The following is a 14,811-nucleotide window of genomic DNA, read 5'->3' on the forward strand; positions in this document are numbered from 1 at the left end:
CGTAATTTGAGTGATAGGTTGGAATGGAGATGACGGAGCTTAAACGTATTTCTTGATGATCGGGATATAGCTGTCCCGGATGGCGTGATCCTTCACACTGAAGCCGGGGATGCGGAAGGCTTGGATCTGGGCGTCCGTTGGCGGCAGGTAGAGTGCATTAGGATCGGTGGGTTCGGCCAATTCCTCGTCGAGCTGTTGCTGTAAAGCCTTGAATTGCGCTTGGTTTAGCTCGTCCCCGGTTTCGCCGCTTTCGGGGGAAAGCGTGGCGGCAAGTCCGGCCAACGCTGGGTTTTTCAGTTCGCCTTTACGATCGAACCAATATAACTCACCGAAGTGGGAAAAGTTCGGGGGAACGCGGGTGACGATGTCATCATTGTTTCGGAATCTGAAGTAACGTCCGCCATGTTTCTGCTGGTAAAAATCCTCAATGGCGCTGCGCCCGAGCTTAGGCTGGCCATAGGTATAGAAACAGAACTTCGCGCCTGGGAATTTTGCGACCAGCTCCGCGCCCGCGATGATGGCCAGCGCGCCGCCGAGACTGTGGCCGGTGACATGAATGACTTTGCTGGCGGCTGCGGCGGATTTCAGGTGAGCGAGTATCTGATCCTCGACCACCTTGTATGCCTCGTAGAAACCTTTGTGGACTTTCCCATACTGCCCTGCCCCGGTGTCATGGGAGGTGATGGTGAGATTGCGCAGCCAGTCGGCGACTTTCTTCTCCGACCCACGGAAGCTAAGAAGAACCGCATGGTCATCCCATGCGACGAATCCCTGGGTCCCGGCTTTCTCGAAATGCTGGTAGCCTTTAAAACCCCAGCGCCCTAGGGCGAGGGATTTCGTCGCCGGTTTGTCACTGCTATAGGCTTCGTCGCTGGCGAGGGCGAGGGAGAGAGCATTCTGCCATGAGAAGGCGGTCTCCCGCAGCGTTTCACGGTCAAAGCCAGGCAGTTCCAAGGCCGATGTGCGGGCGGCCACCGCATCTTCGGAAGCGAAGTGGAGGGCGAGTCCCTGGCCGAGTTTTCGGTCGCTGATTTCTGCGGGATCCACGGAAAGCCCGCTGAGCGAACTCCCCGGCTGGGTCGTGGAAACCGCCCCTGTGAGATCATCTTTGCCGATGGACTTGAGCGTGAGCGCCTCTCCCTTTGCCAGCTTCATGACAGCGTCGATCACGGAAGGCTCGTTCACCAGCGTGCCATGCTCGCCAGTGACGAGATAGGCCTTGAGACCGGGAACCAGCGAGGAAAGATTCAACGCCGCGCCATCACCTTCTTTGCTGAGGTGATCCATGTCCCTGTCGGTATGATCCGCGTTCCACGGCATGGCGGCAGTGGTGTCGATACCTTGGGAGACCAGATGCGTTGCGGAGGCAAAGATCGGACTGGCGAGAATGGTGTACTTCAACTCGCGGCTGGCATCCAAAAGGCGCTGCGAGGGCTTGATCTCACCCGGCCAGCCAGCCTGCGTGTAAAGATCAGCAGCCTCCGGGAACACCTGCGGATGGGGCAGCATGTCCACCAGCCCCGCGAAGCTAGCGGCCATTCGCTGAAAATCCTCCAGGCTCTCAAAGATGGAAAAACGATCCAGCTTATGGAACGAAGGCGCAAGCCCAAGAATGGTGACGGGCACGCTGTAAGAACCGCTGAGCGGCGAACCGACGAACACCGCGTGCTCCACCAGCGACTGCCAATCCGGGTGCCGCGCGGCGAAGGCGGCAGCCACCAACCCGCCCATGGAATGGCACACAAGCACCGCTTTCCGCCCCTGCTTCACCGAGTCCAGAGCGCGCAACTGCGCCGCGAGATCATCCGCCGCCGCCGTGACACTGCGCCGCCAGTCATAGCAGAACACGCGGTTCCTGAAGCGGGCGGTTGTCCAGGCATCGAGAGCCTTGTTGTATTTTTTCTCGACATGGCCATCCGTCCGCATAGTAACGCCCGGCGCATCGCTGACACCGTCACTTTGCAGCGTGAGCCGTTTGGAATATCGGCCTTTGACCAGTTCAAAGAGATCCAGCCAGATGCGGTTGCGCCGTTTAGCGACATCCGCCAGGTGGCAGTCCGTGATGCCATGCACAAGGACGATCTCCGGCAGATCAGGATCAGGTGGCAAAGTAAGCCCCGCCGGAGCCGCCTCAAAGGGAGCTTCCGGCGAATGCGCCGCGACAAGCGCCGCCGCCTTATCTTCACCAATTAACGGAATCAAAACTGCCCGCGTGGCCGTGTCCGCATTAAGGATCAATTGTGCGAGGTCCGCGTCGTCGAAGCATGAGATGAGGTCGGTGAGTGTGTTCATGGTGGTGGTTGGAAGGATTGGATTGGTGAGGCAATGGTTCGGAATAAGATTTAGGGCTGGCAGTGTTTTATACTCGGATGGAGCAGGGAAATGTGAGGAGTGTTATTTGGCAGTCGTGGGAACCGGTGTGGTGATTTCGGTAGCTTTGATCTCCAACTCCAAAGCAGTCATCACCTCCTTGAGCGTGATCCGACGCACCGGAGCACTGAGATCGATGTCTTTCATACGGCAAGTGGCTTGTTCGCTCTTTACAAGATCGACAAATTTCCAGAGGTTGCCGTCGAATTTTTGACCTATTTGTTTCTCCAGCGATTCCAAAACAAGAAATTGCAAAGTTCCTACGCAGAAAGGGCTTTTGAGGAGGTTAGCCAATGAAGGGATGTCGAGGGATTGGCATGCGTGCTGAACTGCGAGATACTCGGGCGGCAGCGGATCACGACACTTTCCAGAAGAGTCCATAGAGGACGGGATTGCGTCTGGCAGAAGTTGCTGGAGTAACAATTCTCGACAGATAGATAGGGTAGAGTCGCTGGGAAACGTTTTCATGAACACTAGCTGTGACAGACCTAAGGAAAACCTAGTTCTCTTGAAAAGGGCAAGAACCGTTCTGCTCGTTAAGTTGCGACAGAGGACTGAATTCAGCCTGTTTGCAAGACAGGCCAACGCCTCAGCCAAGACGAAAGGACGATTCAGATACCCCTGATCCGGTTCTTCGATGGCTCGAATCAAACTGTGTGCAAGCGGTGCTGTCGTGTCGTGGGTCAAATTATCCGAAAGTTTGATCAATGATTTGACAAGGTGACGAGAATTCGTCCCGTCAGACTTTATAAGAGCATCAACCAACTGTCGAGCCAGCGGAGCCGCTTCCTTCGCCGTTAGATTTTCCGATGACTCAGTAAGGCTAGAAAGACTATCCGCATTCTTTTCATGGGGCCTTATTACGGGGGGGGCGACCAAAAGTGGTGCCAGCCAAGCTGCCATCTCCGGCGTCAGTTTTTCAGCCAGCTTCGTCAATGATTTAATCAAAATGGAAACCCGTTCATCATTTCTTCCTTTCCACCGTTCGAGGTATGAACCCAACACTCCGGCAAGCCGTTCTGCCATTTCTGGATTGAGATAATCCACTAGTAGGGCCAAGGACTCCCCCAGCGAGGAAAGGCTATCACTTGGCCAGATTTTTGGATATTCTAGGGCTGACACGGAGCTTTCAGTTAGCCACGCCACCATTTCCGGTGTCAGCTTGGAAGCCAATTTTTTCGATGATTTAGTAAGAAGGCAAATCTGTTCAACACCTTTATCTTCCGAGTCTTCAAGAGATGAACCCAAAATTATCGCAAGTGGCTCGGCCATCTTTGGTGGCAGATGAGCCACAAGCTTGGCAAAGGACTCGGCGAAAGCGGAAAGACGAGCAGTATTCTTCTCATTAGTATTTCCGAGCGCTGAAGCGAGTTCCTTAGCTAGCGATGCTGCTATATCCGGCGTCAGCCTGTGTGTAAGTTTGTTCAACGACTCGGCCAGAGCGGTAATGCGTTCGCGTTCCCACACTTTCGGATTTTCGAGGGCTGAAACCAAGCGGCTGGCAAGTTGTGCCGCCCTGTCTGGCGTCAGCTTTCCTTCGAGCTTGCTCAACGACTCAGGCAGGCGGGAAAGGTAATCCCTTTTCCACTCCTCCGGATTTTCGAGGCCAGAAATTAGGAGCTTGGTGTATGGATCTGCTTCGTCCGTCGTCAGCCTGGCGGCAAGTTTGACTATAGGTTCGGCCAAGGCGGGGAACCCTCCCGGATACTCCTTTCCCATTTTCTCGAGTGCATCAGCCAGGAGCTTCACCAAATGGGCCGCATTTACTGGGGTTAGCTTGTCCGCGAGCTTGCTCAATAACTCTGAACATAGTTTTCGTCGATCGTAAAACTGCGGATTCGTTTCCTCAAGGACTGAAACTAAGCGCCTTGCAAGACTCGCGGTCATCTCCGGCGTCAATTTGTCTGAAAGCTTCTTCAACGAATCGGAAAGATGAATAATATAGTCGGGATTGTTATCCTCCTTCTTGATGGCTGAAAGCAGGCGATGCGCGAACTGTTTCGCCATGTCCGGTGTCAGTTTATCTGCTAGTTTATCCAGTGAAGAAGATAAGTTGGAAAGACGATCACTATTCCGATCATTCCCATTTTCGAGTGCTAAAGTGATGCTTTTTGCAAGAGTCTCCGCTTCATTCGACGTTAGTTTGCCAATCAGATTGTCCAGTGACTTCGACAGGACGGAAAGACGATCTGGATTTTGCTCTTCCGGCTTTACCTGGGCGGCAATCAGGCTTCGCGCAAGCGGGAACGCCTTATTTGGCGCCAGCTTGTTCGTGAGCGTGCCCAGCGGCTCGGCTAGGCGGGAAAGACGAAAAGAGTCCTCCTCCCCCCTCTGTTCGATGATTGAAACCAGGCTTCGAGCGAGATGTGCCGCCGTATCCGAAGTCACCTTGTCCGCGAGATTGGCCAGTGCTTCGGTTAGAGGGAAAAGGCGTCCGCGGTCCGACATCTGCGGATTCTCGATGGCTGAAACCAGTCGATCAGCGAGATGCGCCGCATCATCAGGCTCTAATCTTACGACGAATCTCATCATCAACTCTGCAAAAATAGAAAGCCGAGTAGAATCCGCATCCACTGGCTCTTCGATGGTTGAAATCAACTTTTCTGCCCAAATAAAGGCATCGACACGATTCCGATTTAAGCCAACCGTCGCATGCAGGCCGACCGCCTGGTTCTTGAAGGCGGGCAGAGGGTCGCCAACCAGCCACACTCCCAATAATTTTTCACGAACTGCCTCATTCTTATCATTCAGTTCCGCAAGTTCCCACAGGGTGTTCACCTCAATAGACGATAGAGATGTCGATTGGCCGATGATACGCGAAAAGGTGTTAGTCAGTGCGGTCTGAGCAGCTTGTTTTTCTTTCCATGACGCCCAACCGAACCAGGCTGCCAGTGCTGCGAGTGCGACAACCGCGATTAGCCAGTTTCTCAGGGTTCCGGCTTTTGCTTTCTCCCGCTCCAGTTGGGCGATTTTATCCCATTTGGCCAAATCTCCGACATCTTTATCCAAAATTCCTGCAATGATGCGCAGAAGCTTTCCGTGCAAGTCCGTATTAAATGCCTCGACTTTCTTCGAAATGCCGCTTTCCCCTGCTGCTTTGAGGGCCTCTCGGTAAGCCGCAGGTGACGTCCAGCTTTGTGTGTTGTCTGGGAGGCGGAAGTCAGCAAAGTCGATCTCGGCTTCAATGTCCGATATTTTTTGATCTTCTCCCAACTTATACGAAAGAGATTTGGGATAACAGGGTTTTTCATCATCAGGGAGCTTTCCATCTCCTTTGTTTCGATGTGGATCTCCTTGGATAATGATTGGCAGGAGACAGTAATCCTCCTTTTTGCCTTTTTCTATGTTTTGCTTTTTGAATTCAAGGATTTCATCGCACATCCATGGACTTTCTGGAGCCTCGGGAGTGCAGAGGACGATCATGTAACGGGAGCGCCTGACTCTGGCACGTATTTCATCGGAGAGACTGGACCCATAAGGAAGCTGTTTTTCATCACGAAAGACGGGATAGAGTCTTTCAGCAATCGTTTCTCCCCGTTTGTTTTTCGTGCCAACGAGTTCGGGCGGTATTTCGTAGGCTTGCAAAGCCTCTTGCAGCCAACTGCCCCATTGTCTTCCGGGTTCCCGGTTGTTGATGTGGCGGTAGCTGATGAAGCACCAGAACTCGCGTTCGGCATGGTTTTCAGGCGCTCCTTTGGGATTCATTGAGCGGCTGTTTCCTATTTTGGTTCCCCTTCGATCAAAATCACGGCATCCGAGATTCTGCCGGATTTGGGGAATCTTGTGCCGAGTTTTGCTTTCATGGCTTCGATGATGTCGATGACGCGCTGGCGGCTGTCTGTAAAGTTGATTTTGGAATTGGCGTCTTTCAGACCATCAGTGGGATTGAGGCAGCCGATGCTGCTGAGGTAATTCTCGCCGGGGTGGATGAGGATGGCGGTGCGTTCTTCGGTTTTCTGCAGGAGGAGGCCGGGCCTGGGCCGGTCTTTCCCGCTGGTATAGCCGTAGGTCTTGTAATTGGTGCCGTCCTGGATGGCGAGAGTGTAGGTTCCAGCGGCGATGCGGCGGTCTTGGTTGTCGCCGATGGCGGTGGTGTTATCGCCGGGGCCACCGCGTTCGACGATCTGGCCCCTGAGGTTTTTGATGGCGACGCCGTTCCAGTAACAGGTGTATTCACCGATAGTGCGGGCGTAGGCGATGCCGCTACGTTTCTCTTGGCGGATGCGTTTCAGATGGATGCAGAAGCCCTGTGCGGCGATGGCGGCGGGGCCGTGCAAACCGGCGGCCTGTGGTTGCGTGGAGGCCCGAGCGGCGGGGAGGTTGTTTTTCCACTGGTTCAGGAATGGCGTGGGATCGATGATGTCGCGACGGCGGAGGTAGGGAACGCCTGCGGCGGTGCGGGCGCCGACGGATGCGCCGACGCTGAGGGGGCCGGAGGCGGTTTTGTCATAGAGTTCCAGATGGAGCATGTCGCTGGGGACGGTGATGCCGACGAGGTGGCCGACTTCGGCGATGGCTTGCCCGGCTCTGACGCGGTCTCCCTGCCTGACTTCGGCGTTGGCGGCGATCTCTCCATAACGGGCGATGAAGGTGCCGTGGTCGATCTCAAGCGCGTAAGTCCGGGCATAGAAGTCATAGGGACCGCGAATGACGACGCCGTCGGTGATCGCATGGATGACGGTTCCGGCGGGGAAATAGAGGTCGCACCCGGCATGGGCGCGGCTGCCGCTGGCGCGGCGCGCGCCGAAGGAACGCGGGGCGCTTGTCCAGTTGGCGGAGGGGAGCGTGGAGAAGGGGAAGTAGTGAGCAGGCGCTGCGAGTGCCGGTTCCTCTACGGAGTCGGTCAGCGGGCCGGTCTCGATGATGCGGAGCATTTCGCGCCAGGTTTTACCTTCCGGCTCAATGAGGCCGTCCGGCCGGGTGAGGAAGCGGCTCTGGAAGACTTTGATGGCTTTGACGGTGCTCGGCTTGGCCTCGTTGGAGGCGATCTTGCCGTCGTTGCCGAGGGGGTCGCAGGCGGGATTTGGCAGGATGATGGAGATTTGCAGAAGCATTTCCTGAACGGTTTTCACGTCTGCTTCGGTGTTCTGAGCGCCTTTTGCCGGGTCGCCGACAGAGCCTTTGATAACCCAGGAAGTGGTGATGCCGTCGAGGCTAACATTGACGCTTTGGTCGTCCGTGCCGTTGCGGCGGATGCCGGGTTCCAGCAGTTCCAAAGTGGCGTTGAACTCGGACACGGGGACTTTGAAGCCACCGCCGATTTCATAGGCGGCCATGGCGGAGAATAAGTTGCGCAGCTGGCCGACATTGCCGATGGCCTGGGTGGTGGGATCGAAGATTTCGAGCCGTGTGTTCGGCCCGACGCCGACTCTGGCGATGACAAAGGCGGTGTATTGCGCAGGGGAGTTGGGCGGCGCGCCCGGGAGGGAGCCGATGGTGTCGCTGGAGGGTGCCCAACGGGAGAGGATTTCGGCAATAGTTCTGCGGTTGTGCCGGAAGAAGTAGGATTTGAGCTGGAGGATGCCGGCACGGATGCCGTAAACGGCATCCTGAAAGACGGCGTGCCCTCTGGTATCGGTGCTGGAGTTTCTTCCATTGGCATCGAGCCAAGGAGACCGACCGTTTTTGACGTTGAGGTAATTCTTGTTTCGGATTCCTGTGGGTGTCGGCATGGCGTTCGAGTAGGTTAATGTTCGGTTTACGGGCGAAGGGCTCTGTCAGAGATAGAAGTTGGGCTTAATCGGGAGAAGAAAACTGCCATCGGAAATTAAGCGTTTGATCCTTCATCCAACGATTTCAATTCGTTTCGTCCACATGACTCAGACGTTGAATGGTCGTCGGTTGATTGTTTTTCCATTTGGATTCGACGACTCGTTGAAAAAATTGTGCCCATTCACCAGCTAGGCGTGGTTCGTTATTTCCAAGTGCGGCGATAATGGCGTTCCGGTCTCCCATCAGTGGGGTGAAAAAAGTTTCACCAGTTTTTGGATGGTATTCCCCAAGCCATTTTTTTGAGCCTTTTTTCCACCATCCAAGCCCGGCGTGGTAAAAGTTTTTTACTCGAACACCCTTGGTATCCAGGTCCTCGACTTGCTCAGGATTAAGGAGATCCCAGAGTCCACCGTAATGATCCTGGTCATTGTGAGAACAAATCATCGCTTCCAGTTCGATCTGGTCGACTGCATAGTCATGGAAGAATTTCCAGTCTACAAAATCGGCTGCATTTTTTCCGGCATCCTGACTGGTCCTGGGCCAGCCCCCGTCGATGAGGATGTGCTGAAAGTCTGGGGTCTTTATGAGCAATCCGTCGCCTTGTCCTACATCAATGTAATAAAACTCCATTAAAGACTTTCCGCCCAAACTTTCATTCTTCACCCAACCGACACGATCCCGACCTCTACTTCGCACCTTTGTCCGATCGACTCCCGGCTCTAGAATTTTTACGCCGTCTCCCCAGAGAAGATGAATACGCACAGGATCTTTTCCATCGCTAGATGGCTTGTCATTCCAGTAGAGTTCGGCCGTGTCCGTGCTGATGTGGTCATCGAATGGAGTGTTCATTAATATGGCTGTGTTATGAGCTTTAGAACGTGGGGCTTCCCGGTTCTCCTTGGAGAATCTATTGGCAATGGAATACTCCCTGTTACCCTTGGAATCGAAAAATATTACGCGATCAACGGAAAAATATCTATCGGGCTTTGTTGCCATACCATGAATCGTGGGGGAGCACGATGATCTGAAAATTGCTCGAATGAACAAACGAACCCACTTTACAACTTTGTGAGATCGATTTAGCTTGATCCCGCACATGGAAACATGTGCCGAGGTTTAGAAGCCTCGCACACAGCGGCCCGGTGTTGGCCGCAAACGACACCCTAGCTCAGCAATGAGCCAGGGGCCATACGTGAATGTCCAGCCCTTTGGTTCGCCAGAGGGTAAAGACGTATGGAATCGTCTGTGTGCGATTCTTCTAACCTCTGGCTCACCCAGCCTGAGGATCAGCGGTGAGCAAGAACGCTCACTCTGCACTTTATGATTTTAGAAGAATCTCCGATCATTTCCTTCCTTTGGATTCAGCATCTAAGGCGATCAAAGGCGGCCAGCCTGTATCGCCAGAATTTTGGAGATGACGTCTCCGGGTTTGAACAGCAGATCCATAATTATTGAGATCATTATGCTGGTTTATCTATCCATTGGCGATCGCCAGGAAGGGCCTTACAGTGTTGAGGAACTTCGGCAAAAAGTGCAGGAGGGAGAAATCGTTGCGGCAGAAACGCTGGCATGGCACGAAGGACTGCCCTCGTGGTGCCCTCTCCAATCGGTGCTTCCCAAAGCGCAGGTTGATTCAAGATCACAGTCAAACCCGAGCTTTTTGGGACGAATCACCGATCACGTCACCACGGCGGCAGGATCTGAAAAAATTGAGGGTTTCAGCTTGGGAAACTTCTTCTCGGAGGTGTTTTCCAAACACGACGAAGATAAAATTGAAGCGAGCTTCGCAGTAGGCACCCAGGAAACGACGCCTCCGCTTGAACTTGTGGATGCCAACTGGCCCAAGCCTTGGCTGTTCTTTCGATGCCTTTGTGCCGCAGTTATTGTCTATGCAATTTTGCTTTGGGGATATCGAAAGTTTGAAAACCCCAATTTGCTTCCTGGCATCATGCTGGTGGGATCGTTTGGCGTGCCGATCGCCACGCTCGTGTTGTTTTTTGAAGTCAATGTGCTGAAAAATCTCTCCGTTTACCGGGTGATCAAAGGATTCATGCTTGGTGGGGTTCTCGCCCTTATTGGCTGCCTTTTCCTGTTCGAGATTCTTTCGGGATGGAATGAGCTGTTAGGGGCTTCGGTGGCAGGGCTCACCGAGGAGCCTGCCAAATTGCTCGCGGCCATCTGGCTGGTGAGACAAAAAAATATCAGCAACCCTTTGAATGGTCTGCTCCTCGGTGCGGCTGTTGGAGCGGGTTTCGCTGCATTCGAATCCGCGGGTTACGCCTTTAATATTGTGTTTGATTCACACAATCAAAACATAGCGCTTCTTTTGGATGGTGCGACTAGCGGGTTTACCAATCCTGTGCAGGCTATGATTGCCAACATCGAAACCAGGGGACTTCTGTCACCCTTGGCTCACATCGTTTGGACTGCTATTTCTATGGCGGCATTTGTGCATGCTAAAGGGATTCGACCAATTTCCATGGAGGTGTTCAAGGACTTCCGCTTCTGGCGCGTTTTCGGCATAGCGATTCTTCTTCACATGGCATGGAACAGCCAATGGCTGCACCAGTTCACCGGATACTTTGGATGGCTTGGACTCGGTCTGATCGCATGGATCATCATGATCAGCCAAATGCAAAGGGGCCTCAAAGAGATCAAGCACGAGCAGTCTCTCGCGACCCACAACCTCCAGCCATCGCCAGTCCCATGAACAATTCGAACAGCAAATGGTATTACCTGCATAATGGAGAGCCGGCGGGGCCGATTTCTCACGAAACCGTTCAGAGCAAACTGATCCGTGGAGAACTGCATTCTGATGACCTCGTTTGTGCTGAGGGGGATGAAGACTGGCGCAGCCTGGGAGAATCTCTGCCTGAACTGGTAGCAGCCACCGGCAAAGCTCCTATTCTTCCTCCAGTCTCTCCCCGAGGTTTGCCAACGAAGCGAACCAAAGTGCCAAAATCTGTTTTATGGGTGGCAGTGGCTTTAGCGCTTGCTTCGGGAGCCGCCTATTTTTGGAAGCAAGCTAATGACAGAGAGAAAACCCGCCAGATCACCATCTCTAATCTAGAACTCCAGTTGAGATATGCTTATCAATCGGGATCAAAAGGCTCTGTCCCGGCCTTGATCAAAGAGCTTCATGCAATGGCTCCGAAAAGCGAAGCCCTGATATCGGTGTGCATGCAGATGGCCATGGATTCGCTGGGTAGGGGACTTGATTATAGTGGCGATGACGCTGCTCGATATCTGGTGATCGCCGCAAACGCGGGAATCTCTGAAGCTCAATACATGTTGTCCCGGCTGGTTATGAGTGGTAAAACGCATTTGGAGACTCCGCAACAAGCACTGGCGAGATGTCAAAGTGCGGCGGAGGCAGGTTTGCTAGAAGCACAGTTCCAGTGGGGGCTGATATTGCTTCGCAGGGATGGTGAGCAGTCAGATCCGAATGAGGCGGTTAAATGGCTAAAACTTGCTGCTGGCCGTGGGCACACCGAAGCGAGATATCAGCTGGCGACAGTGCTGCTGAAGCAAAACGAAGAAGATGCCGAAGCTCCAAAGTGGTTGAAGGAAGCAGCAGAGGATGAACATCCTGATGCAAAGCTGATGATGGGGCTTTTGCATTTGACCGGTCAAAATGTAGTGGCGGACAATAGTCTGGCCTTCCATTGGATCAAAAGCGCTGTCGCTGCAGGATGTAGTGAAGCTACCCTCCATTTGGGTCGCTTATATGAACACGGCATCGGAACCACTGCAAACGTTGACCTGGCAGTTGAGAATTACCGAAAAGCCGGTGCCGCAGGAATTGTCGAGGCATCATTGGCCCTCGACAAACTTTTAGCCGAGTCGGAATCGAGCACGGCGGAGCTTCGATTGCCGGATTCCGTCACCACTTATCTACGACATGGCGAAATCGGATCGCCAGTTCAATAGCAGGCCGATCATCATCGCCCCGATGTCTATTTCATCAGCGTTTCTCCCATGAAAATCATTATCGTTTCCTTCTCTCTTTTGCTCTTCCTTTGTCGGATTGCGGTTGCGGAAGTGGCTGGACTTGCTGTCGTTCACACGGGTTCCAATGCCGACTCTTTTGCGAAGGTTTACGAATTCATTCAACTTGAACGTTTTAAGCTGAGTGCGCAAGGAAGTTTCAAGCTGACGCTGACCAATGGTCAGCCGATGGCTGGTTTGGCTGCTCATCTGCGCCAAGTCATTGAGTATCCCTCACCACACAACGATCTAACGGATGCAGCGGTCGCGACTGCCTTCCTGCAAAGCAAGATTGAGGAGATGGAAAAGGCACACAAAAAGTTCGAATACTCTCGCCCTTATCTTGTCCCTAGAATCAAGCAGGCCCGGGAAATGCTGACTCAGGCAAAAGCAGGGCGAGTGCTTATCAACGGCAATTGGATGGAGCAGTCGGCTTATGCGGCGTTGGTCGCTAAAAGAAGAAGCGAAGAAATTCCAGAGATGACAATCGATGAGCAGGCCTTGAAGCAAGTTAAGCTCAGGGGGGTCACTGACAGAACGCTCATCGTGGAACACAGTAATGGCATGTCGCGGTTATCGATGGAGAAGCTGAGCTATGGGCAGCTCAAAGAGTTTTTCCGCATTAGCGAACTGGCGAAAACCAGCGCTGAACTGAAATCGCTGCACGAGCAATTTCATCCGGAGATTATCCTCAATGGCACCAAAAGACTGGGAGTGCGCGTGGTTGAGATCAAAGAAGACGAGATCATCATCACCAGCGAGGACGGACCAGTAGTCCTCTCTATAAAAAACACAGAACGCAAAACGCTTGAAATACTCTCCTCCCGGTCGGCGACTCTAAATGAGCATCTCCAAGGACCGGCCAAACACTACCAGAACGGGCTATTGGCAGAGCAGGCCAAAAACTGGGGAGCTGCCTACGCAGCCTACCAACTGGCAGCGGATGGCGAACATTTGGAAGGCATGGTGAACTATGCAACATTAATTGCCGAGGGGAAAGGGGGAGACCTGGACGCATCGAAGGCACAAGATTTATTTCAACGCGCTTCAAAGCAAGGCGACGCAATCGCCGCATTCAATCTGGGTTTGTTGTTATTTAGGTCTACGACGAAGGGGCAATCGAATGTGTCTTTGGTAACGGCGCTGGAACAGGCTGCGGCAAATGGAATTCACCAAGCTAGCCTGCTCTTGGGAGTGGTGCACCTTTCAGGGCGTGGAGCACCTGTCGATTTTGCAAAAGCGCGCAAGTTCGTGGATGAGGCCATTCGTCACTCCGTGTCCGGGGCGCAAGACGTCTTGCGAGAACTGGAAAACAAGACTGCACCGCTTGAGGAACCACCAGTGGATCATGCAAGCATTGGGACGCAATCCATCAAAGCATTAATTGAGAGGACGTCGGGCGCTGATGCTCATAACCGGGCAACCGACTACTCTAGTTTTAGAGCGCGATTCCCCGTCCAAGACCGCTGAACCTGAAGTTGAGAATTTTAAATGCGCGTTCTCCACACTCTTATGGGCGTCCGATTTCTAGGTTTGGTAGAGTCTATTCTCTTCTTGTTGCTTGTAGCCATTTGCCTCCCTGGCTGCTCGCCATCTCCGGGTGATGCGATCACAGACGTGCTCAACCAATGTGCAGCGATTGGTTCTGCAAGCGCGCAGTATGAACAAGACCAAGGGATTCAAGCGAGGTTCATCGCCACAGAGTTTCAGAGGGTTGACGTCTCTGCATGCCCGGGAGATTTTCGAATGGCCTTTCAGGTTCATGTTTTTGCATGGCAAAATGCAGAAGAATATCTCGCGAAAAACACGCTCGGCACAGCATTTTTGGAAGGCTTTTTAGCAGGCCTCACTGACAACCCCGCATGGATTGGGAAGACAAGTAGCGATGTGGCCGTAGCAAATCAGCAGATCAATGAAACCTACTTCACGCTGACTCAGGTCGCGGCAGCACATGGCGCTCGCATTCCGAGATCCGTTGCAGGTGAATGACTCTCGGGGTCTTTTCCGAAGTCACTTGTTACGTGCCGTTGAAAAAAATGCGGGGCAAAGCGGTTTTTCCCGAGATGTCGGTGCTAGAGCGTTTTGTTTTCTAGCCGAATCGGGAGGAGGCTCGCATCAGCTCAAGGCGAGTTTAATGCCTCTATTTCCCAATAATTTCTCATTTAAAGTGAGACGAGGTATCTGTCGGACCTGATTGTCACAATTCGCTTCACTTGGAGAGTATAGTGTGATTTTCCAAGATTACCGTTTTTCGGATCACGGACACCGGTACCAAGCTTTTTATAAAGTTCTATGGCTCAAAACTTTATAATTATAAACTTATGAATCTTCAATCGTTTTAGTGTTATTTCATACTAATCCCCTCAATATGAATGTTATAGAGATTTAGTCGTTATAAAGTTTCGCGAAAAATAAAAGTATACAAGTTATAATTTCTGGTTGTAAAAGGTTGATCATCAACAACTTACAAAATGCTGTTGAGGAACGCGTTTGCGCATAAATAATCCCCTCATGAAGCCGATGCGCCTCCCTGGGTAATCACTAAGTAATTCCCTGATGAATCCCACCCTGAGTTGATGACGATTGCCCATTTATAAGGATAAAAGAGCCAAGATGTCGTCAAATCGTTGATGCGGGCCATTTGGAGATCCGTAAACAACGTGCCTGTGCTTTAGCGATAAAACCATTCTTCATCCAAAACTACTTCGGAAAAGACGCGCAAATGGCAATTTCGGCAATTTA

Annotated in this window: 8 protein-coding genes; 4 read left to right on the plus strand and 4 right to left on the minus strand. The window is 52.7% G+C overall.

Annotated features, from left to right (window positions below; translation table 11 throughout):
- Window positions 1-39: 39 nt before the first annotated feature.
- From FEM03_RS06100 to FEM03_RS06115, 4 genes are all read right to left on the minus strand, one after another.
- Complete coding sequence (locus FEM03_RS06100; protein ID WP_138085303.1) at window positions 40-2,292, minus strand: alpha/beta fold hydrolase; 2,253 nt, start codon at window positions 2,290-2,292, stop codon at window positions 40-42.
- 102 nt (window positions 2,293-2,394) lie between these two features.
- The gene (locus FEM03_RS06105; RefSeq protein WP_138085304.1) at window positions 2,395-6,075 is read right to left on the minus strand and encodes a toll/interleukin-1 receptor domain-containing protein; all 3,681 of its coding nucleotides are present in this window, start codon (window positions 6,073-6,075) and stop codon (window positions 2,395-2,397) included.
- Between the two features lie 14 nt (window positions 6,076-6,089).
- Window positions 6,090-8,042: a DUF5675 family protein gene (locus FEM03_RS06110; RefSeq protein ID WP_138085305.1), complete on the minus strand. Its 1,953-nt coding sequence runs from the start codon at window positions 8,040-8,042 to the stop codon at window positions 6,090-6,092.
- Between the two features lie 124 nt (window positions 8,043-8,166).
- On the minus strand, window positions 8,167-8,931 hold the full coding sequence (locus FEM03_RS06115; protein ID WP_138085306.1) for a ComEC/Rec2 family competence protein: 765 nt from the start codon (window positions 8,929-8,931) through the stop codon (window positions 8,167-8,169).
- Window positions 8,932-9,544: 613 nt separating this feature from the next.
- Between FEM03_RS06115 and FEM03_RS06120 the strand changes: the two genes are divergently transcribed.
- Genes FEM03_RS06120 through FEM03_RS06135 form a run of 4 tightly spaced genes read left to right on the plus strand, consistent with a single transcriptional unit; the run spans window position 9,545 to window position 14,058 of the window.
- Window positions 9,545-10,792, plus strand: coding sequence for a PrsW family glutamic-type intramembrane protease (locus tag FEM03_RS06120; protein WP_166442660.1), 1,248 nt, complete (start codon window positions 9,545-9,547; stop codon window positions 10,790-10,792).
- Entirely contained in the window at window positions 10,789-12,012 is a 1,224-nt protein-coding gene (locus FEM03_RS06125) for a GYF domain-containing protein (protein WP_166442661.1), read from the plus strand. Before FEM03_RS06120 ends, FEM03_RS06125 begins: the two co-directional genes overlap by 4 nt.
- A 48-nt stretch (window positions 12,013-12,060) precedes the next feature.
- On the plus strand, window positions 12,061-13,539 hold the full coding sequence (locus FEM03_RS06130; RefSeq protein WP_138085309.1) for a tetratricopeptide repeat protein: 1,479 nt from the start codon (window positions 12,061-12,063) through the stop codon (window positions 13,537-13,539).
- 42 nt (window positions 13,540-13,581) lie between these two features.
- Window positions 13,582-14,058 (plus strand): hypothetical protein, encoded by a 477-nt coding sequence (locus FEM03_RS06135; RefSeq protein WP_166442662.1) that lies wholly within the window; start codon window positions 13,582-13,584, stop codon window positions 14,056-14,058.
- Window positions 14,059-14,811: the final 753 nt, after the last annotated feature.

The sequence above is a fragment of the Phragmitibacter flavus genome (assembly GCF_005780165.1).
Taxonomy (GTDB): domain Bacteria; phylum Verrucomicrobiota; class Verrucomicrobiia; order Verrucomicrobiales; family Verrucomicrobiaceae; genus Phragmitibacter; species Phragmitibacter flavus.